The sequence below is a fragment of the Mesorhizobium sp. M8A.F.Ca.ET.208.01.1.1 genome (genome assembly GCF_004791315.1).
Taxonomy (GTDB): Bacteria; Pseudomonadota; Alphaproteobacteria; order Rhizobiales; family Rhizobiaceae; genus Mesorhizobium.
Genome location: NZ_SRUT01000001.1, coordinates 304,830 through 325,885, shown reverse-complemented (window position 1 = coordinate 325,885; position 21,056 = coordinate 304,830). Strand labels below are relative to the sequence as shown.

At 65.6% G+C, this 21,056-nt stretch carries 19 protein-coding genes, 1 tRNA gene, 2 pseudogenes and 1 riboswitch; of the genes and pseudogenes, 17 read left to right on the top strand and 5 right to left on the bottom strand.

Going from position 1 to position 21,056, the window contains the following annotated elements; translation table 11 throughout:
• Positions 1-4 precede the first annotated feature (4 nt).
• Positions 5-211: riboswitch (cobalamin riboswitch) on the top strand.
• Between the two features lie 37 nt (positions 212-248).
• The 7 genes and pseudogenes from EN851_RS01585 to EN851_RS01555 all read left to right on the top strand — a co-directional run bounded on the left by EN851_RS01585 (position 249) and on the right by EN851_RS01555 (position 8,910).
• Positions 249-683 carry a DUF1636 family protein gene (locus EN851_RS01585; protein WP_127871589.1) on the top strand — a complete coding sequence of 145 codons (435 nt, stop codon included), beginning with the start codon at positions 249-251 and terminating at the stop codon, positions 681-683.
• Positions 680-1,732 carry a cobalamin biosynthesis protein CobW gene (gene cobW, locus EN851_RS01580; protein WP_135881838.1) on the top strand — a complete coding sequence of 351 codons (1,053 nt, stop codon included), beginning with the start codon at positions 680-682 and terminating at the stop codon, positions 1,730-1,732. Before EN851_RS01585 ends, cobW begins: the two co-directional genes overlap by 4 nt.
• An 18-nt stretch (positions 1,733-1,750) precedes the next feature.
• Complete coding sequence (locus EN851_RS01575) at positions 1,751-5,272, top strand: cobaltochelatase subunit CobN (protein WP_135919218.1); 3,522 nt, start codon at positions 1,751-1,753, stop codon at positions 5,270-5,272.
• Positions 5,269-6,762: pseudogene (gene cobG / locus EN851_RS01570) on the top strand (precorrin-3B synthase); the annotation flags it as partial. The gene EN851_RS01575 and the pseudogene cobG, both read left to right, overlap by 4 nt.
• 5 nt (positions 6,763-6,767) lie before the next feature.
• Positions 6,768-7,400, top strand: a complete 633-nt coding sequence (locus tag EN851_RS01565) for a precorrin-8X methylmutase (RefSeq protein WP_127871593.1) — start codon at positions 6,768-6,770, stop codon at positions 7,398-7,400.
• Positions 7,397-8,149 carry a precorrin-2 C(20)-methyltransferase gene (locus tag EN851_RS01560; protein ID WP_127280970.1) on the top strand — a complete coding sequence of 251 codons (753 nt, stop codon included), beginning with the start codon at positions 7,397-7,399 and terminating at the stop codon, positions 8,147-8,149. Before EN851_RS01565 ends, EN851_RS01560 begins: the two co-directional genes overlap by 4 nt.
• Entirely contained in the window at positions 8,146-8,910 is a 765-nt protein-coding gene (locus tag EN851_RS01555) for a precorrin-3B C(17)-methyltransferase (protein ID WP_127280969.1), read from the top strand. The genes EN851_RS01560 and EN851_RS01555 overlap by 4 nt, the downstream gene beginning before the upstream one ends.
• Here the strand turns inward: EN851_RS01555 and EN851_RS01550 are convergent.
• Positions 8,874-9,632: a cobalt-precorrin-6A reductase gene (locus EN851_RS01550; protein ID WP_135866560.1), complete on the bottom strand. Its 759-nt coding sequence runs from the start codon at positions 9,630-9,632 to the stop codon at positions 8,874-8,876. The two genes, EN851_RS01555 and EN851_RS01550, sit on opposite strands and share 37 nt — an antisense overlap.
• A gap of 154 nt (positions 9,633-9,786) precedes the next feature.
• Between EN851_RS01550 and cbiE the strand changes: the two genes are divergently transcribed.
• The 7 genes from cbiE to cobT are packed head-to-tail and all read left to right on the top strand — an operon-like array spanning position 9,787 to position 16,110.
• The gene (cbiE, locus tag EN851_RS01545; protein WP_127280201.1) at positions 9,787-11,013 is read left to right on the top strand and encodes a precorrin-6y C5,15-methyltransferase (decarboxylating) subunit CbiE; all 1,227 of its coding nucleotides are present in this window, start codon (positions 9,787-9,789) and stop codon (positions 11,011-11,013) included.
• A complete protein-coding gene (locus EN851_RS01540; RefSeq protein WP_135866556.1) occupies positions 11,010-11,396 on the top strand; it encodes a cobalamin biosynthesis protein in 387 nt (128 codons plus the stop codon). The genes cbiE and EN851_RS01540 overlap by 4 nt, the downstream gene beginning before the upstream one ends.
• Positions 11,393-12,157, top strand: a complete 765-nt coding sequence (gene cobM, locus EN851_RS01535; protein WP_135866554.1) for a precorrin-4 C(11)-methyltransferase — start codon at positions 11,393-11,395, stop codon at positions 12,155-12,157. Before EN851_RS01540 ends, cobM begins: the two co-directional genes overlap by 4 nt.
• Positions 12,154-12,972, top strand: a complete 819-nt coding sequence (gene cobA / locus EN851_RS01530) for a uroporphyrinogen-III C-methyltransferase (RefSeq protein WP_127280204.1) — start codon at positions 12,154-12,156, stop codon at positions 12,970-12,972. Before cobM ends, cobA begins: the two co-directional genes overlap by 4 nt.
• Positions 12,969-14,282 carry a cobyrinate a,c-diamide synthase gene (locus EN851_RS01525; protein ID WP_135928384.1) on the top strand — a complete coding sequence of 438 codons (1,314 nt, stop codon included), beginning with the start codon at positions 12,969-12,971 and terminating at the stop codon, positions 14,280-14,282. Before cobA ends, EN851_RS01525 begins: the two co-directional genes overlap by 4 nt.
• Before the next feature lie 3 nt (positions 14,283-14,285).
• The gene (gene cobS / locus EN851_RS01520) at positions 14,286-15,062 is read left to right on the top strand and encodes an adenosylcobinamide-GDP ribazoletransferase (protein WP_135928383.1); all 777 of its coding nucleotides are present in this window, start codon (positions 14,286-14,288) and stop codon (positions 15,060-15,062) included.
• A gap of 37 nt (positions 15,063-15,099) precedes the next feature.
• On the top strand, positions 15,100-16,110 hold the full coding sequence (gene cobT / locus EN851_RS01515) for a nicotinate-nucleotide--dimethylbenzimidazole phosphoribosyltransferase (RefSeq protein WP_135928382.1): 1,011 nt from the start codon (positions 15,100-15,102) through the stop codon (positions 16,108-16,110).
• A 68-nt stretch (positions 16,111-16,178) separates the two neighbouring features.
• Here cobT and EN851_RS01510 read toward each other — a convergent pair whose 3' ends face one another.
• Positions 16,179-16,412, bottom strand: coding sequence for a hypothetical protein (locus EN851_RS01510; protein ID WP_135928381.1), 234 nt, complete (start codon positions 16,410-16,412; stop codon positions 16,179-16,181).
• 91 nt (positions 16,413-16,503) lie between these two features.
• Positions 16,504-16,855 (bottom strand): annotated as a pseudogene (locus EN851_RS01505) (IS1 family transposase); the annotation flags it as partial.
• A 435-nt stretch (positions 16,856-17,290) separates the two neighbouring features.
• On the opposite strand from EN851_RS01505, the gene EN851_RS01495 reads away from it, so the two are divergent.
• The gene (locus EN851_RS01495) at positions 17,291-17,599 is read left to right on the top strand and encodes a hypothetical protein (protein ID WP_135919225.1); all 309 of its coding nucleotides are present in this window, start codon (positions 17,291-17,293) and stop codon (positions 17,597-17,599) included.
• Between the two features lie 257 nt (positions 17,600-17,856).
• Here the strand turns inward: EN851_RS01495 and EN851_RS01490 are convergent.
• Together EN851_RS01490 and EN851_RS01485 are read right to left on the bottom strand one after the other, a co-directional pair.
• Positions 17,857-17,932: transfer RNA gene (locus EN851_RS01490), tRNA-Lys, on the bottom strand.
• A gap of 106 nt (positions 17,933-18,038) precedes the next feature.
• Complete coding sequence (locus EN851_RS01485) at positions 18,039-18,947, bottom strand: PhzF family phenazine biosynthesis protein (protein ID WP_127279494.1); 909 nt, start codon at positions 18,945-18,947, stop codon at positions 18,039-18,041.
• A gap of 101 nt (positions 18,948-19,048) precedes the next feature.
• Between EN851_RS01485 and EN851_RS01480 the strand changes: the two genes are divergently transcribed.
• Positions 19,049-20,341: an efflux RND transporter periplasmic adaptor subunit gene (locus EN851_RS01480; protein ID WP_127279495.1), complete on the top strand. Its 1,293-nt coding sequence runs from the start codon at positions 19,049-19,051 to the stop codon at positions 20,339-20,341.
• A 4-nt stretch (positions 20,342-20,345) separates the two neighbouring features.
• The gene (locus EN851_RS01475) at positions 20,346-21,053 is read left to right on the top strand and encodes an ABC transporter ATP-binding protein (protein WP_127871606.1); all 708 of its coding nucleotides are present in this window, start codon (positions 20,346-20,348) and stop codon (positions 21,051-21,053) included.
• Positions 21,054-21,056: the final 3 nt, after the last annotated feature.

The window sequence follows — 21,056 nt, the reverse complement described above, 5'->3', positions numbered from 1 at the left end:
AGAGCCTAAATCCGATCCAGACGGTCTCCTCTCGGCAAAGGGAGGAGCCAAGAGGGAATGCGGTGCGGGCCGAAAAGCCCAAATCCGCGGCTGTCCCCGCAACTGTAAGCGAAGAGCCAAGGCCGAAAGCCACTGGGATTGTCCCGGGAAGGCGGCTACCCAAGGCGATGACCCGCGAGCCAGGAGACCTGCCGTCTGGAATGCAAGAATCCGATCGCCCGGCGGGTTTTCCGGGCAAGGAGCCTGATTTGGATCGCGACAGCAGTTTCTCGGCTGAAACAACGGACATTTCGTCCGGCGGGGATGATTCCCTGGCCGGCATCACTGTCATCGTCTGCGCCTCCTGTCGCGACGAGACCGGTTCCGACGCCCATCCCCGGGCCGGCGAACTTCTGGCTGAAGATACCCGCCAAGCCGCCTCGGGCGAGCAAATTCGCATCCGCACGGTCGAATGCCTCGGCAATTGCAAGCGCAGGCTGAGCGCCGCGATCCTGCGCGACGGATGCTGGAGCTATGTGTTCGGCGACCTGACCACAACCAGCGGCGCCGATCTCGTCGCCGGCGCGAAACTCTTCGCCACCTCGACCGACGGCCTCATTCCCTGGCGCGGCCGGCCCGATAGCCTCAAGCGCGGCCTCGTTGCCCGCATCCCTCCTCTCGACATGCTGAAGGACTTGATATGACCGCTCCAAATTCGGCCGGCAATCTCTCCCGCGTTCCCTGCACCGTCGTTACCGGCTTCCTCGGCGCCGGCAAGACGACGCTGGTCCGCCATCTCCTGGAAAATGCCGGCGGCAAGCGGATTGCCATCATCGTCAACGAATTCGGCGATATCGGCATCGACGGCGAAATCCTCAAGGGCTGCGGTATCGACACCTGCCCCGAGGAAAACATCGTCGAACTGGCCAATGGCTGCATCTGCTGCACCGTCGCCGACGATTTCGTGCCAGCGCTCGACCAGATCCTGTCGCTGACGCCGAAGGTCGACCACATCCTGATCGAAACCTCCGGTCTCGCCCTCCCCAAACCTTTGGTCCAGGCGTTCCAGTGGCCGACGGTGAAAAGCCGCGTCACCGTCGATGGCGTCATCGCCGTGGTCGACGGTCCCGCACTTGCGGAAGGCCGCGTCGCCAACGACATGGAAGCCCTGCAGGCGCAACGCGCCGGGGATGAAAGCCTCGACCATGACGATCCGGTCGAAGAGGTGTTCGAGGACCAGATCGCCTGCGCCGACCTGATCATCCTGTCGAAGAGCGACCTGATGGACGCCGAGGGCTCGGCCCGCGCCAACGCCATCGTCAACGAACACTCCGCCCGCGCGGTGAAGATCGTGCCGACGTCGCATGGCAAGGTCGATCCCTCGGTGCTGCTCGGGCTTGGTCTTGCCGTCGAGGACGACATCGAGAACCGCAAGTCCCATCACGACGGCGCATTCGACCACGAGCATGACGACTTCGACACATTCATCGTCGACATTCCCTCGATCGCCAATCCCGACGATCTGGCAAAACGTGTCGCAGAGGCCGCCGAACAGGAAAACGTGCTGCGTGTAAAAGGCTTCGTCGAGGTCGGCGGCAAGCCGATGCGGCTCCTGCTGCAGGCCGTCGGCCCACGCGTCAATCATTACTATGACCGTGCCTGGAGCGCCGAGGACGACCGCCGCTCGCGCCTGGTCGTCATTGGTCTCAAGGGGCTGAACCGTCCGGCGATCGAACGTATCCTCGCCGGCTGATTTCAGACACGGACCGCGATGCACATCCTCACCACGACCTCCGCTTCGCTTGACGACCTCGCCGAGCCTGTCGATCTCAGGCAGACGCCGGCGGATATCGTGGCCTTGTCCTTCACCGACAGCGATCTCGCCGGACTGGCGGCGGCGTGGAAGGCGGACGCCGACCGCCTGCCCTCCATGCGGCTTGCGGCACTGCGCGACCTGCGCCATCCCATGTCCGTCGACCTCTGGATCGACAGCGTCGCCCGCCATGCCAAGGTCATCCTGGTGCGCATCCTCGGCGGCAACGACTGGTGGCGCTATGGCTGCGACCAGCTGGCGGTGATTGCCCGTGAGCGCGGCATCAAACTGGCGCTGCTTCCGGGTGAAAGCCATGACGAGGATCTCAGGCTGATCGAAGCCTCGACGCTGCCACGCGCCGAACTCGACGGCCTGCTTGGCTATTTCCGAGAGGGCGGCCCGGCCAATATGAGCGCGCTGGTTCGGAGGCTGGCAGGCCTGGCTGGACAGGATACGTCCGTCGCCAGTCCGGTCAGCGTGCCGAAGGCCGGTTACTATCAGTCTGGATTGGGGGTCGCGGAGGAGCCGGACCTTTCAGATGTCGGCGCTCCCATCGTCCCTATCCTCTTCTACCGCTCGATGCTGCTCGCGGCCGACGTTGCCCCGATCGATGCGCTGGCCGAGGCCTTGCGCTCCCAGGGACTGGCAGCGGTCCCGATCTTCGTTTCCAGCCTTAAGGATCCTGTGTCCCTGGCGTTCGTCGAAAATGCCATCGCATCGCTGAAACCTGCCGCCATCATCACCGCGACCGCCTTCGCTTCGGGCGCCGAACCCGGCGTCGAAACCCTGTTCGACCGCGCCGGCGTACCCGTCTTCCAGGTCATCGTCGCCACCACGCGCCGCGATGTCTGGGAAAACAACCAGCGCGGCCTGGCGCCGGCCGACCTTGCCATGCATGTCGTGCTGCCCGAACTCGACGGCCGCATCCTTGCAGGCGCCATTTCCTTCAAGGGCGAGAGCGATGTCGATCCGGCGCTTGGCCACCGTGCGCTGGCCAACCGGCCGGAACCGGATCGTGTGACGCAGGTGGCTAAGCGCGTTGCGGCCTTCATCCGCCTGCGGGAGACATCGCGCGCAGAGCGCAAACTGGCGATCCTGATTCCCGATTATCCCAGCGCTCCTGGCCGCACCGGATATGCGGTCGGGCTGGATGTGCCGTCCAGTGTGCTGGCGATGCTGCACGACTTGAGCGAACAGGGCTATGCCGTTGAGGGGATTCCGCAAACACCGCGCGCGTTGCTGGATCTGCTGGAGCACGGCAATGATCGATTGGGGCTCGACGACTATGGTGCCTTTTCTATTGAGCTTCCGACATCGGCAATTGCCGCGGTAGACGCCGCGTGGGGCAGAGCAGATCAGGAGACAGGTTTGCGCGAGGCGCCCCCCTCTGTCCTGCCGGACATCTCCCCCACACGGGGGGAGATTGTGCCCGCATCTCCGCTTTCGCCAATCTCGAAGGTTAAAGAACGGGCGCCGAAGTTGCCAATCTCCCCCCTCGTGGGGGAGATGTCCGGCAGGACAGAGGGGGGCGCTCAAGCGCCAGCCTCAGCAAACTTCCCCTTCCGTGCCGCAACCTTCGGCAACATCACCGTGGCACTCGCCCCTGATCGCGGCCGTTCCGCCGATCGCCGCGCCGATTACCACGACCCGACACTGCCTCCGCGCCACGCCTTGATCGCCTTCGGCCTCTGGCTGCGCAAATCGCTCGGCGTCCATGCCTTGATCCACGTCGGCGCCCACGGCACGCTGGAATGGCTGCCCGGCAAGACCGTCGCGCTTTCGCAAAACTGCTTCCCCGAGATCGTGACCGGGTCCCTGCCCGTCATCTATCCCTTCATCGTCTCCAATCCAGGCGAGGCGGCGCAGGCCAAACGGCGCATCGCCGCCGTCACCCTTGGCCATCTGCCGCCGCCGCTCGCCGGTGCAGGTCTCGACGAGCACCAGCACAAGCTCGAACGCCTGGTCGATGAATACGCCCAGGCCGATGGCCTTGACCGCCGCCGCCGCGACCGTCTCGCCAGGCTGATTGTCGAAACCGCGCAAAAGACCGGCCTTGCCTCCGAAGCCGGCGTCGCCAAAACCGATGCGCCCGACGAAGCGCTGCGCCGCATCGACGCCTGGCTCTGCGATCTCAAGGATTTCGCTATCAAGGACGGGCTGCATATCTACGGCCGCGCGCCCGAGGGCGAGCCGGATGCCATGCGCCGCCAAAGCGCGGCAGCCGAGAAGTCGGCGCTGTTCGCCGCGCTCGATGGCTGTCACGTCAAGGCCGGCCCGGCTGGCGCGCCCGCACGGGGCCGCTCCGACGTGCTGCCCACTGGCCGCAACCTGTTCACCTCGGACCCGCGCACTATGCCGACGCCGACCGCCTACGACCTGGGCAAGGCGGCGGCGGTAGAAGTGGTACGCGGCTACCTGCAGTCGCATGGCGACTGGCCTCGTTCCCTGGTCATCGACCTCTGGGGCTCGGCCTCGCTGCGCACCGGCGGCGAGGAGATCGCGCAGGGCCTGGCGCTGATGGGCTGCCGGCCGCAATGGGACACTGCCACCGGCCGCATCACCGGCATCGAGGTGCTGCCGCCGGCTATACTCGGCCGTCCGCGCGTCGACGTCACCTGGCGCATATCAGGCCTGTTCCGCGACATGTTCCCGACCCAGATCGCGTTGATCGATGCCGCCGCCAACGCCGTCGCCGCCCGCGACGAGGACGATTCGGAAAACCCGCTCGCCGCCAAGACCCGCGCCGATGGCAAGATCAGCCCGCGCATCTTCGGCACATCGCCCGGCACTTACGGCGCCGGCGTCGAGGATCTGTTGTCGAGAGGCGACTGGAGCGCGCGCGATGAGATCGGCCGCGCCTATCTCGACGCCACCTCGCATGCCTATGGCGGCGCCGGCGGCGAAGGCGTCTCGGCGCCTGGCGCCTTCGAGGGACGCATCGCCGAAGCCGATCTTATGGTTCACACCGGCGACGATCCCGGCCGCGATATTCTTGAAGGCTCAGCCGACGTCGCCTTCATCGGCGGCTTTTCGGCCGCCCTGGCCACACTCGGCAGGAACGCCGACGTCATCGTGCTCGACACCACCGATCCGCAAAAACCGAAACCGCGATCGGTCGGCGAGGCCGTGTCGCGTGTGGTGCGTGCCCGCGCCGTCAACGCACGCTTCATCTCAGGCCAGATGCGGCACGGCCCGCGTGGCGCCTCCGAATTCGCCGAAACGGTCGATCGGCTGGTCGGCTTCGCCGAGACCACCCATGCCATTTCAGGCGCGCTGATCGAGGCCGTGCACGATGCCTATCTCGGCGATCCGGACGTTCGCGCCTTCATCCTGCGCGAAAATCCCGCCGCCGCCAAAGTCATCGCCGAGCGCTTCCTGTCGGCGCGCCGCCGCGGCCTCTGGCATCCTTTGCGCAATTCCATCGACGACGATCTCGCCGCGCTGATTGCGGAAGCCAACGCGCCCGGGGTCGCGGCATGAACGCCTTCTCGCGCCGTGGCGCCTGCCCCGCTCTGTCCGCGCCGATGCAGACAGGCGACGGCCTGCTGGTGCGCCTGAACCCGGTCGCCGGAGGTCCATCCTCCGGAGGGTTGTCGCCGAAGCTCTTGATCGGGATCGCCGAATCCGCCTTGCGGCACGGCAACGGCATCATGGAAGTCACCGCGCGCGGCAGCCTGCAGATACGCGGCCTCACGGCGGACAGCACTGCGTTGCTGGCGGCGGAGGTGGATGCATTGGGAATCGCGGTGCGCACCGGGGTGCCGGTCGAGACCGGCCCGCTGGCAGGCATTGACCCGCAGGAGATCGCCGATCCCCGGCCGATGGCGGAAGAGATTCGCGTGGCCGTCGAGGAAGCCGGGTTGACGCAGCGGCTGGGACCGAAGGTTTCGGTGATCGTTGACGGTGGCGGACAACTGACGCTGGATGCGGTAACGGCCGATGTGCGGCTGAGGGCGGTGCGAGCCGATACAGCCAGCCGTTGGCTTGTATCCGTCGCGGGTGACGGGCGGACCGCCAAGCGGCTCACCGTGGCGGATGAGGATGCGGCACGCGACATTGCTGTCGCGGCGCTGCGGATGGTTGCCGAGAAAGGCCGGGACGCACACACGCGGGATTTGTCGGGGCGGCAATTGGAGTCTCTCGCAAGCTGGCACTCTACGGCGCCCCCCTCTGTCCTGCCGGACATCTCCCCCACAAGGGGGGAGATCAACGGCTTCGACGCTGGCTTTTCAACAACACCGGAGATTGGCGAAACCATCGGTGACAGCGCAATCTCCCCCCTTGAGGGGGAGATGTCCGGCAGGACAGAGGGGGGCGCCTCGCGCAAACCTATCGGGCTTTTCCCCTTGGCCGGTGGAACTTTCGCCCTCGGCATCGGCCTGCCCTATGGCAGCATCCCAGCGGACAAAATCATCGCCCTCGCAAAAAGCGCCCTCGCCCTCGGCACCACCGAAATCCGCCTCGCCCCAGGCCGCGCCTTGCTTTTCCTCGGCCAGCCGGCGACCGCCAACCAGCCCCTGCAAGACACAGCCGCCACCCTCGGCTTCGTCACCTCCCCCGCCGACCCCCGCACCCGCATCGCCGCTTGCCCCGGTACGCCGGCCTGCGCGTCCGGCCGCATCGCCACCCGCGACATCGCCGAGACGATCGCCACCGAAAACGCCGACATCCTCGATCCCTCCCTCATCCTGCACATTTCCGGCTGCGCCAAGGGCTGCGCGCATCCCGGCCCGGCGGCGCTGACTTTGGTCGGCGGCGAAAACGGAGCCGGACTTGTCGTGAACGCGACGGCAAAGGCTCTTCCTGCCGGCTACAGGCCGGGCTATGACGCCGCGCGCGGCATCGGCCGCGTCGCCGCGGTGATCCGCGGCGCTCGATATCAGGGCGAGACCGCCGCCGCTTGCCTGACAAGGCTGGGCGCGGCCGGCATCGCCGAAACTTACCAACGGGCCCAACCTTACCAACGGAAATGAGCATGGCCGCCTACGACTACATCCACGACGGCACGGCGATCTACGAGCGTTCCTTCGCCATCATCCGCGCCGAGGCCGATCTCTCGCGCTTCTCGGAGGCCGAGGCCGATGTCGCCATCCGCATGATCCATGCCTGCGGCCAGGTCGAAGCCGCCAGGAATTTTGTCTTCTCCCCCGATTTCGTCACCGCCGCCCGCAAAGCCCTGGCGGCGGGCGCGCCTATCTTCTGCGACGCGGAGATGGTCTCGCATGGCGTCACCCGCGCCCGGCTGCCGGCCGGCAATGAGGTGATCTGCACCTTGCGCGACCCGCGCACGCATGACATCGCGAGGGAGATCGGCAACACCCGCTCGGCCGCCGCGATCGACCTGTGGGGCGAGCGCATGGCCGGTTCGGTTGTCGCCATCGGCAATGCCCCGACCGCGCTCTTCTACCTCCTGGAGAAGCTGCGCGATGGCGCGCCGAAGCCAGCTGCCATCATCGGCATGCCAGTCGGCTTTGTCGGCGCCGCCGAATCCAAGGATGCGCTGGCCGAGAATTCCTATGGCGTGCCCTACGCCATCGTGCGCGGCAGGCTCGGCGGCAGCGCCATGACCGCCGCCGCGCTCAATTCGCTGGCGAGGCCTGGTCTGTGAACGCGATTTCCAAAGGCAGGCTTGTCGGTGTCGGCACGGGTCCCGGCGACCCCGAATTGTTGACGCTGAAGGCCGCGCGAGCCTTGGCCGAGGCCGATGTCGTGGCCTATTTCGCCAAGCGCGGCAACAACAGCAATGCGCGCGCCATCGTCGAAGCGCGCTTCCGGCCCGACATGCTGGAACTGCCGCTGCTCTATCCCGTGACCACCGAAATCGACAAGGATCACGACGACTACCGCTCGCAGATATCAGGTTTCTACGAGGAATCGGCCGACAAGGTCGCCGAGCACCTAGATGCTGGCCGGATGGTCGCCGTGCTGTCCGAAGGCGACCCGCTGTTCTACGGCTCTTATATGCACCTGCACGTCCGTCTCGCCAATCGTTTCCCGACCGAAGTCATTCCCGGCATCACCGCCATGTCCGGCTGCTGGTCGCAGACCGGTGTGCCGATCGTCCAGGGCGACGACGTGCTGACCGTGCTGCCCGGCACGATGAGCGAGTTCGAGCTGACACGCCGGCTCGCCGACACCGACGCCGCCGTCATCATGAAGGTCGGCCGCAACCTGCCCAAGATCCGGCGCGCACTGGAAGCGACCGGAAAGCTGACGCGCGCCGTCTATGTCGAGCGCGGCACCATGGCCGGCAGCGTCTCGATGCGGCTTGCCGACAAGCCGGACGACAAGGCGCCCTACTTCGCCATCGTGCTGGTCGCCGGCTGGTCCGGCCGCCCGACTGGAGCGCAGGCATGAGCGGCCGTCTCACCGTCATCGGCCTCGGCCCCGGCAATGCCGACCAGGTCACGCCGCAAGCCAGCCGCGCTGTCGCCGAGGCGAAATTCTTCTACGGCTACAAGCCTTATCTCGACCGGCTTGATCTGCGCCCCGACCAGACCCGCGTCGCTTCCGACAATCGCGAGGAACTCGCCCGTTCCAAGGACGCGCTGACCAAGGCCGCCGAAGGCCACGATGTCGCCGTGGTGTCCGGCGGCGATCCCGGCGTCTTCGCTATGGCCGCCGCTGTCTGCGAGGCGATCGAGGCCGGTCCGGCCGAATGGCGTGCGGTCGATGTCGCCGTGGTGCCTGGCGTCACCGCCATGCTGGCGGTCGCCGCCCGCATCGGCGCGCCGCTCGGCCACGACTTCTGCGCCATTTCGCTGTCCGACAATCTGAAGCCTTGGGATTTGATCGAACTGCGTCTTCTGGCGGCGGCTGGCGCCGGCTTCGTCATCGCGCTCTATAACCCGATCAGCAAGGCGCGTCCCTGGCAGCTTGGCCGCGCCTTCGAATGCCTGACCGCCATCCTGCCCGGCACGACGCCGGTGATCTTCGGCCGTGCCGCGGGCCGGCCAGACGAGCGCATCGAGGTCTATCTGCTGGCCGACGTCGACGCTGAAAAGGCCGACATGGCGACCTGCATCATCATCGGTTCGCCGGAGACCCGGATCATCAAGCGCGGCGACAAACCGGCGCTGGTCTACACGCCGCGCTCGGCGTCGGGTTCGACGAAATGATCGATCATGGCGGCCAGCGCTTCGACGGTTTCAGCCGAAGGCACCTCCGGCAAGGCCGGCCTGCGCACCATGACCACCTCGATGCCGAGCGTTCGCGCCGCGGCAATCTTCCCGTATGTCGCCGCGCCACCGCTGTTCTTCGACACCACGACACCTATGTGATGCTTTTCGAGCAAAGCGCGTTCTTCCCTCTCGTGAAACGGGCCCCGCGCCAGCAGATAGTCGGCGTCGGGCACAACCAGCTTCGGCTCGACCGGATCGACGCTGCGGATGAGATAGTGGTGCTGGGGTGCTGCCTCGAAGGCGGCGACCTCCTGCCGGCCAAGCGCCAGAAATACGCGGCGCGGCACATCGCCAAGCGCCCGCGCGGCGCCGGCAACGCTATCGATCTCAAGCCAGCGGTCGCCTTCTACGGCCTCCCACCCCGGGCGCCGCAAGGCAAGGATCGGCACGCCGGTCTTGCGCGCGGCCATTGCCGCATTGGCGGAGATTCGCGCCGCATAGGGATGCGTGGCGTCGATCAGCAGACCAGTGCCGGTCTCCCTGAGATATGCGGCCAGTCCATCGGCGCCGCCGAATCCACCGCTTCGCACCGGCACGCCCTGCGCAACCGGGCTTTCCGTGCGGCCGGCCAGAGAAAGCGTGACGAGGAAATCCTCCACCAGTTTTCCGGCCAATTGGCGCGCTTCTGTTGTGCCGCCGAGGATCAGAATCTTCTTCATGGGCACCATGTCAAACATCGTCGGCGCTGCCCCTCACCCTTACCCTCTCCCCGTGAAGGACGGGGAGAGGGAGGCGTCGGCGCCGGAGCTTCTCCCTTCTCCCCGTCACTATACGGGGAGAAGGTGCCGGCAGGCGGATGAGGGGCGGCGCGACATGTCAAAAAATCAGCCAACGCCAAAATGGCTTACGGTAGTCGGCATCGGCGAGGACGGTTTAGCGGGTCTCGGCGACGAGGCCAAGCGTCGGATCGCCGAGGCGGAGTTCATCTTCGGTGGCAAGCGGCACCTGGCGCTAGTCGCTTCTTTCGCCAGGGGTAAGCCATGCCCCTGGCCGGTTCCTTTCGATGCCGGGATGGCCGATGTCCTGGCGCTCACCGGCAGGAATGTCTGTGTGCTCGCCTCCGGCGACCCGTTCTTTCACGGTGTCGGCGCCACCCTCGCCCGCAAGGTCCAGCCACAGGAGATGCATGTCATATCAGCTCCGTCGGCGATTTCGCTGGCCGCGGCGCGGCTCGGCTGGGCGCTGCAGGACATCGAGATCATCTCGTTGCACGGCCACCCGGTCGACCTGATCCGCCCGCTGCTGCAGCCCAACGCGCGCATCCTGGCGCTGACGTCGGATGGCGACGCGCCCGCTGCAATTGCCCGCCTGCTCACCGAGCTCGACTTCGGCGCTTCACGGTTGACGGTGCTGGAGGCGTTGGGCGGACCGAAGGAGACATTGCGCTCAGCGCGTGCCGATGCCTTCAATCTGGAAAACATCAATCCACTCAACGTGCTGGCGATCGAGATTGATTCGAATCCGCAAGGGCGCGTGCTGCCGCTCACATCGGGCCTTGCCGATCATATGTTCGAGCATGACGGCCAGATCACCAAACGCGAAATCCGCGCCATCACCCTGTCGGCGCTGGCGCCGAGACGCGGCGAAGTGCTGTGGGATATCGGCGCCGGCTCAGGCTCCATCGGCATCGAATGGATGCTCGCCCACCCTTCGCTGCGCGCCATCGCCATCGAGGCCGACCCGGCCCGCGCCGCCCGCATCGGCCACAATGCCGTTGCCTGTGGTGTTCCCGGCCTCGTCATTGTGGAAGGCAGCGCGCCCAAGGCACTGGCCAAACTGGCGACGCCCGATGCGATCTTCATCGGCGGCGGCGGCAGCGACACCGGTGTCTTGAACGCCGCCATCAAGGCGCTGCGCGCCGGCGGCCGTCTCGTCGCCAACGCGGTGACGCTGGAGATGGAAGCCCTGCTTCTCGCCCAGCACACTAGGCGCGGCGGCGATCTTGTCAGGATAGGCATTTCCCGCGCTTCGCCTGTCGGCTCGATGCAGGCGTGGCGGCCGGCCATGCCTGTCACGCAATGGAGCTGGGTCAAGCCATGATGGTCGCGGGCATCGGCAGCCGAAAAGGCGTCACCGTCGAGGACGTGCTCGCGGCGATAGAAACCGCGCTCGAAGCGCATGGGCTGGCGATGTCGGCTCTTTCGGCCCTGGCCACCGCGGCGCTCAAGAAGGATGAAGACGCGATCGCTGCCGCCGGCCGCGCGCTGAACCTTCCGGTCATCATCGTCGATGACGCAGCTCTCCAGGCAGCCTCGCCACGGACGCTCAGCAGCTCCAGCCTCTCGCGGGACCTGGCCGGCACACCATCGGTTTCCGAAGCGTCGGCCGTTGCCGTCGCCGGCAAAGGCGCCAGCCTGCTTGGTCCGCGCACGGTGCTCGGCGCGGTCACCTGCGCCATCGCCATCAGCGGAGACGCCGAATGACCGTCCATTTCATCGGCGCCGGTCCCGGTGCCGCCGACCTCATCACGCTGCGTGGCGCAAGGCTCTTGGCGAGTTGCCCGGTCTGCCTCCATGCCGGCTCCATCGTCGCGCCGGAATTGCTGCAGCATTGCGCGCCGGGAACGAAGCTGATCGACACCGCGCCGATGTCGCTCGACGAGATCGAGGCTGAATATGTGGCGGCCCACAAGGCCGGCCATGACGTTACCCGTCTGCACTCCGGCGACCTGTCGGTGTGGAGCGCGGTTGCCGAGCAGATCCGCCGGCTGGAAAAGCATGGCATCCCCTACACGCTGACGCCGGGCGTCCCTTCCTTCGCGGCGGCGGCCGCCGCACTTCGCCGCGAGCTGACCATTCCCGAAGTCGCGCAAAGCCTGGTGCTGACCCGCGTTTCCGGCCGCGCCTCTAAAATGCCGCCTGGCGAAACGCTGGCCGGTTTCGGCCGCACCGGCGCCACGCTGGCCATTCATCTTGCCATCCATGCCATCGACCGCGTCGTCGCCGAACTGACACCGCACTATGGCGGCGATTGCCCGGTCGCGATCGTCTTCCGCGCCTCCTGGCCGGACGAGCGCGTGCTGACCGGCACGTTGGAGACCATCGAGGCAAAGCTCGCCGCCGATCCGATGGAGCGTACGGCGCTTATCTTCGTCGGCCGCTCGCTGGCGGCGGAAGGCTTTGGCGAGAGTTCATTGTACGACGCCCATTATCAGCGGCGTTTTCGCGGACGGGACGGATTGTGAGCGGCAGCACCAAAAACAAAGGCGAAAACGCCACGCTCGAACAGGCGCTCGCGCGTCTGAACTTCAAGCCGCGTCCGCTCGAGCCCGGCCATGTCTGGCTGGCCGGCGCCGGCCCCGGCGACCCGGGTTGCCTGACGCTGGAAGTGCTGGCGGCACTGGCCGAAGCGGACGCACTGGTCTACGACGCGCTGGTTTCGCCTGACGTGGTCGCGGTAGCCGGAAACGCCGAGCTTTTCTTTGCTGGAAAACGCGGCGGCCAACCCTCGATGAAGCAGGACGACATCACCGCTTTGCTGGTGCGGCTGGCGCGTGAAGGCCGCCGCGTCGTCAGGCTGAAGGGCGGCGACCCTTATATTTTCGGCCGTGGCGGCGAGGAGGCGCTGGCACTGGCGCGCGAAAACATCCCATTCCGTGTGCTGCCGGGCCTGACATCGGGCCTCAGCGCATTGGCCGCCACCGGTATCCCGGCCACCATGCGCGGCATCAACAAGGCTGTCATTCTGGCGACCGGCCACGCCGCTGGCACCGACGACGACATCGACTGGGCGGCAATCGCCCGTACCGGCCAGCCGGTCGTCGTCTATATGGGCATGGCCAATCTGCCTGTCATAGCGGCAGCCCTGCTCGACGGCGGGCTTGCGCCATCGACGCCGGCGGCCGTGATCGTCGCCGCGACGACGCCGCAGGAGCGGACCGTCGTCGCCACGCTCGCCACCATTGCCGAGGCAGCGGCGGCGGCCGGGCTTGCCTCGCCGGCATTGATCGTCGTCGGCGGCATCGTCGCCATGCGCGCGGCACTGGCTGGGCAAGCATGACCGCGCGCGCGATCATCATCGGCGCGCCACGCTCCGGTTCTGGCAAGACCAGCGTTACCATCGGCATCTTGCGCGCGCTGACCCGGCGCGGCCTGAAGGTGCGCGGCGCCAAATCCGGCCCTGACTATATCGATCCCGGCTTCCACACCGCCGCCACCGGCCTGTCCGGCGTCAATCTCGACAGCTGGGCGATGTCGCCGTCGCTGCTCAATGCGCTGGCCGCACAGGCGGCCGACGATGCCGATTTCGTCATCCTCGAAAGCGCCATGGGTCTGTTCGACGGCATCCCGGCCGCGCAGGGGCGCACCGGTTCGGCCGCCGATCTGGCGCGGCTTTACGGCCTGCCGGTGCTGCTGGTGCTCGACGTGTCGGGCCAGTCGACCACGGCGGCGGCCGTCGCCAAGGGCTTTGCCACCTACGATCCGGATGTGCACATGGCGGGCGTGGTGCTGAACCGGCTGGGTAGCGAGCGCCACCGTCGGCTCTCCGGCGACGCCATCGAGGCGATCGGACTGCCCGTCGTCGGCGCCATCCTGCGCGATCCCACGCTCAATTTGCCCGAACGCCATCTCGGCCTCGTCCAGGCCGGCGAATATGACGACCTGGTGGCGCATCTCGATCGGCTCGCCGACATGGCCGAGAAGTCGCTCGACCTCGATGCGATCATGGCGCTGGCAACACCCCTCGCCCCGGCAGTTGGCGACTTTGCCGACGCGCTGCGGCCGCCCGGCCAACGCATCGCGCTGGCAGAGGACGCCGCCTTCAGCTTCCTTTATCCGCATGTCGCCGCCTGTTGGCGCAAGGCCGGCGCGGAAATCGTTCCGTTCTCGCCGCTCGCCGACCAAGCGCCCGACGAGGATTGTGATGTCTGCTGGCTGTCCGGCGGCTACCCCGAGCTTCACGCCGGCACACTCGCAGCCGCAATGAATTTCCATGCGGGAATGGCGCGTTTCGCCGCGAAGAAGCCGGTCCATGGCGAGTGCGGTGGTTTCATGGTTCTTGGTGAAGCGCTGGAGGATGCTGGCGGCGAGACGCATCGCATGCTCGGCCTGCTCGGCCATTCCACCAGCTTCGCCAGGCGCAAGATGAATCTCGGCTACCGCGAGGCGCGGCTGCGCGCCGACTGTCCGCTGGGGCCGCAAGGTGCGCTGATCCGAGGTCACGAATTCCACTACGCGCAGATGACGGCCACCGGCAATGACGAGCCGCTGGCCGACCTCGCCGACGGCCAGGGCAATCCGCTCGGCGCTTCCGGCTACCGGCGCGGCCATGTCAGCGGCACTTTCTTTCATGCGATTGCGAAGAGCTAGGCCATGAAGCTCCCAAGAATCACCCTGTCGCCTCGGCAAGTCCTCGATGACATCGCGCTCTGCCTGGTCTTCTTCACGCGCCTGCCGCTGCCCGTGCTCGATTTTCGTGGCCGCAGCCTCGCCGCCGCGATCTGGGCCGCTCCGATCGCCGGCCTTGCCGTCGGCTTGATCGGCGCGATCGTCTTTGCCACTGCGGAACGCTTTGGCCTTGCCATTGGGCCATCAGCCGCCCTTGCCCTTGTTGCAACCGTGCTCACCACCGGCTGCCTGCACGAGGATGGCCTCTCCGACGTCGCCGATGGCTTCGGTGGCGGCAAGTCGCGCGGGCGCAAGCTCGAGATCATGCGCGACAGCCGCATCGGCGCCTATGGTGCGATGGCGCTGGCGCTGTCGCTGCTGATCCGCTGGAGCACGCTTTCGGAACTCCCCGATCCCACGCAAGCCCTCTTCGCTCTGGTGGCCGCGCATGCGGCCTCGCGTGGCGTGCTCGGCGCCTTCATGCACCTCTTGCCGCCGGCACGATCCGACGGCCTGTCGGCCGACGCCGGCACGGTATCGCTCGGCACCGCCATAGCCGGCGGCGTGCTCGGCGCGATCCCTTTGCTGTTGCTTGGCCCCGGCGGCGCCATCGCCGCGCTCGTCCTGCTTGGCCTGCTGTTTGCCGCTTTCCACGCTCTTTGCCTCAACCAGATCGATGGCCAGACCGGCGATACGATCGGCGCCTTGCAGCAGGTGAGCGAAATCGCGGTGCTTCTCGTCGCTTCCGTCGCCCTTTCCTGATCCCTTGACCTGATTCCCTTCTGGAGACCTTGCCCCCATGCCCATCAAATCCCTCGATGAACTGCGCGCTGCCTGCCTTAATCTGCCCGCCGGCAGCGAGACGGCGGCCGATGCCGTTGCCCGCCGTCAGGACACGCTGACCAAGCCGCAAGGCAGCCTCGGCCGGCTGGAAACCATCGCCGCCTGGCTGGCGCGCTGGCAGGGCCGCGATATGCCCAAGCTCGACCGCGTGAAAGTCTTCGTCTTCGCCGGCAACCACGGCGTCACCGCGCAGGGCGTGTCGGCCTACCCTTCCGAAGTCACCGTTCAAATGGTGGCGAATTTCGCCGGCGGCGGTGCCGCCATCAACCAGTTGGCCCGCATCGCCGGCGCCGAACTCGACGTCATCCCGCTCGACCTCGACCAGCCCACTGGCGACTTCACGCAGACATCGGCGATGGATGAGAAAGCCTTTCTCGCCGCGGTTTCCGCCGGTTATGACGCGGTCACCAAGGACATCGATCTCGTCTGCTTTGGCGAAATGGGCATCGGCAACACCACGCCGGCCGCCGCCATCTCGGCTGCCCTGTTCGGCGGCGGCGCGGAAAAATGGACTGGACGCGGCACCGGCGTCGACGATGCCGGCCTGAAGCGCAAGGTGGTCGCCATCGAAGCTGGCCTGAAGCGCCACGCCGCCGCCCTTGCCGATCCGCTGGGGATCGCGGCCAGCCTCGGCGGACGCGAACTCGCCGCGATCTTTGGCGCGACGCTGGCCGCACGGCATCTGGGCATACCCGTACTGCTCGACGGCTTCGTCTGCACCGCTGCCGCGGCACCCCTGGCGAAGCTGCACCCGACCGGCCTCGCTCACACCATCGCCGCCCACGTCTCGGCCGAATCGGGCCATCGCGGCCTGCTCGAAGCGCTCGCCCTGCCGCCGCTGCTTGATCTCGGCATGCGGCTCGGCGAAGGCTCAGGCGCGTGCCTGGCCGTCAACATCGTGCGCTCGGCGCTGGAATGCCATGCGAGAATGGCGAGCTTTGCCGAGGCTGGCGTGTCGGAGAAGTAATGCGCGGATCGCCTTGAGGTACAAACCCTCATAAATTTTGGTAGTGGGTCAGTTTGAAATTGCGAGCATCATTCCTCGATCTCATAGGAACCTATAGGGCCCAGCATGGCAGCGACATGGGCGATCACATCGGATAGGATGTCGTGGCGCGCGTGATAATATGGATCAGCGACCTTCGCGAGGCGATCCTTGGGTATTTCCTGCGCATGGGCGTGAAAGAACGCTAGGTGTTTCGCGGTGTCCAAAATCTCCCGCCTGGTTCCGGACATTTGCTCGTCATTATCCCGAAACGGATGCTTCATGACGAAATGCATACGTTCAACGGCATCTGGGTATTGGTCAGATGCAGATGCATAAACTCTTCGATTTGACTGTCGCTGAACGTTCGCTGTCTCAATTAAGTTTCTTTCGATAAGCCCCGCGAGCCATTGGCTTCTCGGCTTCTTTCGCTTCAATCAACGCGACAATATCCGATCTCCCAAAGCTTGTCAGTCACGCCAGCGGCCATCGCCGGGGTGACGCGCAGCGTCTTATGGATGCGGACGAAATTGTAATACATGAAGTGCAGAGCGACCGCATTAGCGTGAGCTTCAACCTTTTTGGAAAAGCCATTGGTCAGGCGGGTGAAGCGGCGCATGTGCATCCGCATGGTGAGGTTCTGGCGCTCGGCAAATGACGTGCTGACGTGCTTAGGATCGGGATTGCCTTCGACCGTCTCTTTGCGTGCGCCAGGCGAGCGGCTTCTTATCTTCAGCCTCGCCGGTGGCGAGCGAGACAATCGACTTCGCCAACTGGTTAGGATCGCGCGGGCGCTTTGGGTGCTTCTCTGTCATGGCTTGAAGATGGCATGCGCTTCAGCCTATTTTCCAGACAGAGCGTAGGCGAAAGCGCCTATTGTGATCGGGGCGGAATTTCAAACTGACCCACTACCTAAATTTTCGAAGACCCCGAAACAGGGGGGCGCGATGTCCTTGCTCGAACCGACTGAAATTTCGACAGCAAGAGAAGGCACGGGCGCGCTCGGCCCTTCTGCAGGCTCCAAGGACGCATATTAGCAAGAAAGAATATATTAACGGCTGTGATGCAGCCTTCCATAAGGGGATGGGAAACGCCTCCTCATCGGACGTTCCAAACGCGCGCCCTCAAGCGCCGGGACGCTCGACCAATGCGGAGCAAACGCATGAGTGTCGGAGCAGCTCTCGAACTATTGCTACGGTTGATTCATAGCCGAGCCATGAAGTTGGCGGCGTTGCCGGAGGATGAAAGGGATGTACACTACGATCTCATCCGCCGCGCATGCTGCGAAGCAGCCGAGCACATCGGGCAAAACCCCGACAAGGCAGCCATCACGGCAAACGATATGGTTGAGTTTGTTCACGCGCTGGTGGGAATCATCGAAGTGGGCCGTGGACCAGATCAAGGGGCAAGCACCGACCGACCGCCAGCGCGACATTTTGGCAGCCGGGGGCATGGCATGACGCGCATCTAGAGCATGATGCCGAACAAGTGTGACGCGGTTTTCGGACGACATCATGCTCCATCTCTTTGATTTAGAGGCGGATGGGTTTCGCAAGCTTTGAATTTCCGGAGAGGCCGACGGGGCTTTTTGGTCGGATTGAGCGGGAAAGAAACCAGGACGCAACTTCGATGCTGCCCAAAATATTCAGACATAGCGCGGATACCGACTTCCGCCTGCATCCGTCAGGGTCCCTCACCTCGTCCAACAAATTGATTTTGTTAGATTTTTGGTGGGTGCGCACAGGATTGAACTGTGGACCCGCTGATTAAGAGTCAGCTGCTCTACCAACTGAGCTACGCACCCACTCGGCCGGTAAAAACCGGCGTTGGCGGCCATATAGCCGCCGATACTGGTCCTGTCCAGCCCTGCCGGAATCATTTCCCGACAAATCGACAAAGCCCGGAGGCGATCAGAGGAAAAGCTTGCCTTCCGCGACTTTGATCGCATTGCCGCCAATGCGCGCGGAGGCCAGTTTTCCGCCCTGCACGGTCAATTCGAGGCGGATGCGCGATGGCCGCCCCATCTCCAGTCCCTGTTCGATCCACAATTGCGAAACCCCGTCGGTCGGAGCGTCGAAATGCATGATGGCGCCGGCGAAGGCCGCCGCCGCCGAACCCGTCGCCGGGTCTTCATAGGACGGCGTGCCCGGCACGATCATGCGCACGTGGAAAGCGCTTTCGTGGTTTACCGTCTCGCGGCAATAGACATAGGGGCTGGCAAAGGCCCATTCGCTCTTGCGCGGCGCCAGTTCCGACCACGCCTGATTGTCCAGCCGGATCCGGCCCGCCGCCTCGATATTGGCGACCGGAATGGTCACGTAGGGCACGCCCGCCGACCAGAAGGCGACGCGGTGATTCTCGAAGCCGACTTCATGCGGTGCCAAGCCAAGCGCCGCGCCGATCGCCACCGGATCGGCTTCGAGCTTCAGCGGCTCCGGCAGCTTGGCCAGGTCGAATTCGGCGAAGGTGGCGCCATCGTGCTGGCTCACGGCGCAACGCACCGGTCCGATATTTTCCTCCAGCACGAAGATGCCGGCACCGCCCTCACCGGCCAATTCCGCCAGCGCAATGGCCGAGCCCACCGTCGGGTGGCCCGCGAACGGCATTTCATAGTCGGGCGTGAAGATGCGGATGCGGTTTCGGTGCTTGGGATTGTCCGGCGGCAGCACGAAAACCGATTCGGACAGGTTGAACTCGCGCGCGATGGCTTGCATCGCGGCGGTGTCCAGACCTTTGCAATCCAACACCACCGCCAGCGGGTTGCCGGCCAGTCGCTCGGTCGTGAACACATCGTAAAGCAAGTAATTCCGGGTTTGCATTCCTGCCTCAATCCCAACATGGGCGAAATTTAATTTGATATTTGAACCGGTAAGCCTGATCTGTGCACAGATAGGGACGTTGCGCATCATAGGGGTCCGAGGTGGACCAGATTGTCAATCTGCCAAAGACGGAATCGGATTCCGCCATCGAGACGGCGCTGGGGCTCGACCACGCCGGCCGGCGCAGGACGCGCCGCCGCGGTTGGCTCTACGCGCTGCTGATCCTGATCGCCCTCGTCGCGGCTTTTGCCGGCTATCAATGGTATGCCGGCACGCCGACCAGGATCGACTATACGACAGTGCCGGCCGCCAAGGCCGACCTCACCGTCCAGGTGTCGGCGACGGGCACGCTGCAGCCGCTCACCCAAGTCGACATTTCCAGCGAATTGTCCGGCATCATCCGCTCGGTCTCCGCCGAGGAGAACCAGCAGGTCAAGAAGGGCGACGTGCTGGCGACGCTTGATACGGTGAAACTCGAGGTCCAGATCGAACGCGCTGAGGCATCCGCCAAGGGCGCCGCAGCCAATGTCGAAGACGCCACGGTGACGCTGGCCGAGACCGAAAGCGCGTTGGTACGCGCAGCGGCCTTGACAAAACGCGGCATGGCGACCGACCAGTCGCTCGAAGCGGCAACCGCGACCCGCGACCGCGCCAAGGCGGCGCTCGACAGTGCGCAAGCCAATCTCGCCATCGCCCAGGCCGACCTCAAGGCGCAGCAGACCGACCTTGCCAAGAGCACCATCTACGCGCCGATCGACGGCATCGTATTGACCCGTTCGGTCGACCCCGGCCAGACGGTCGCTTCCTCGCTGCAGGCGCCGGTGCTGTTCGTCATCGCCGCCGATCTCAGAAACATGGAGTTGGTGGCCGCGGTCGACGAAGCCGACATCGGCGCGGTCAAGTCGGGCCAGCATGCCCGCTTCACCGTCGACGCCTTCCCCGACCGGCCGTTCGATGCCGAAATTCGCGACATCTCCTATGCCTCGGTCACGACGGATGGCGTCGTCACCTACAATGCACGGCTCGAGGTCGACAACGGCGAACTTCTGTTGCGGCCCGGCATGACCGCCACAGTTTCGGTGGTCACGCGGCAGGCCAAGGACGTGCTCACCGTGCCTTCTTCCGCCTTCCGCTACCGCCCGGCGCAGCAAGCGGCACGCGGCTGGAGCTTGAGCGACCTGTTCACCGGCCGCATGGGCCGCCCCGGCGGCAACCGCCAGCGCCAGGCCGCGAAGGCACCGACCGATGGTTCCCGCACGCTCTATGTGCTGGATAACGGGCGGCCGCATCCGGTCAACGTCAAGATCGGCTCCACCGACGGCGAGCTGACCGAGATCACCTCCGGCCTGGAGGAAGGCGCGCAGGTGATCACCGCCTCGCAGTCGCGGAGCTGAGGCCATGGCCGCCGGTGCCGCCCTCATCACCTTCGACAAGGTCTGGAAGAGCTACGGCCAGGGCGAAGCCAAGGTGCATGCGCTGGCCGGCGTCGACCTTGCCATCAAGCGCGGCGAATTCGTCGCCATCATGGGTCCGTCCGGCTCCGGCAAGTCGACGGCGATGAATATCATCGGTTGCCTCGACACGCCGACGGCCGGAACCTATTCCTTCATGGGCGTCGATGCCGGCCGGCTCGACCGCAACCGCCGCGCCATGCTGCGCAACCTCTATGTCGGCTTTGTCTTCCAGGGCTACAATCTCCTGGCCCGCACCACGGCGGCGGAGAATGTCGAACTGCCGCTGATCTATCGCGGCGTCGCTGCCCGCGAGCGCCGCGACCTCGCCATGCAGGCGCTGGCCGAGGTCGGCCTCGTCGGCCGCGAGCACCACACGCCGGCCGAACTTTCCGGCGGCCAGCAGCAGCGCGTGGCGATCGCCCGCGCCATCGTCACCAGGCCGACACTGCTCGTCGCCGACGAGCCGACCGGCAATCTCGACACCGCGCGCACGCATGAGATCATGGAGCTGCTGACGCGGCTGAACAGGGAGCTTGGCCTGACCATCGCCATGGTTACGCACGAGGCCGATGTCGCCGAATACGCCGAGCGCACCATCCGCTTCCTCGACGGCCACGTGGCCTCCGATTCCATGAACCTGGAAGTGGCATAGGCC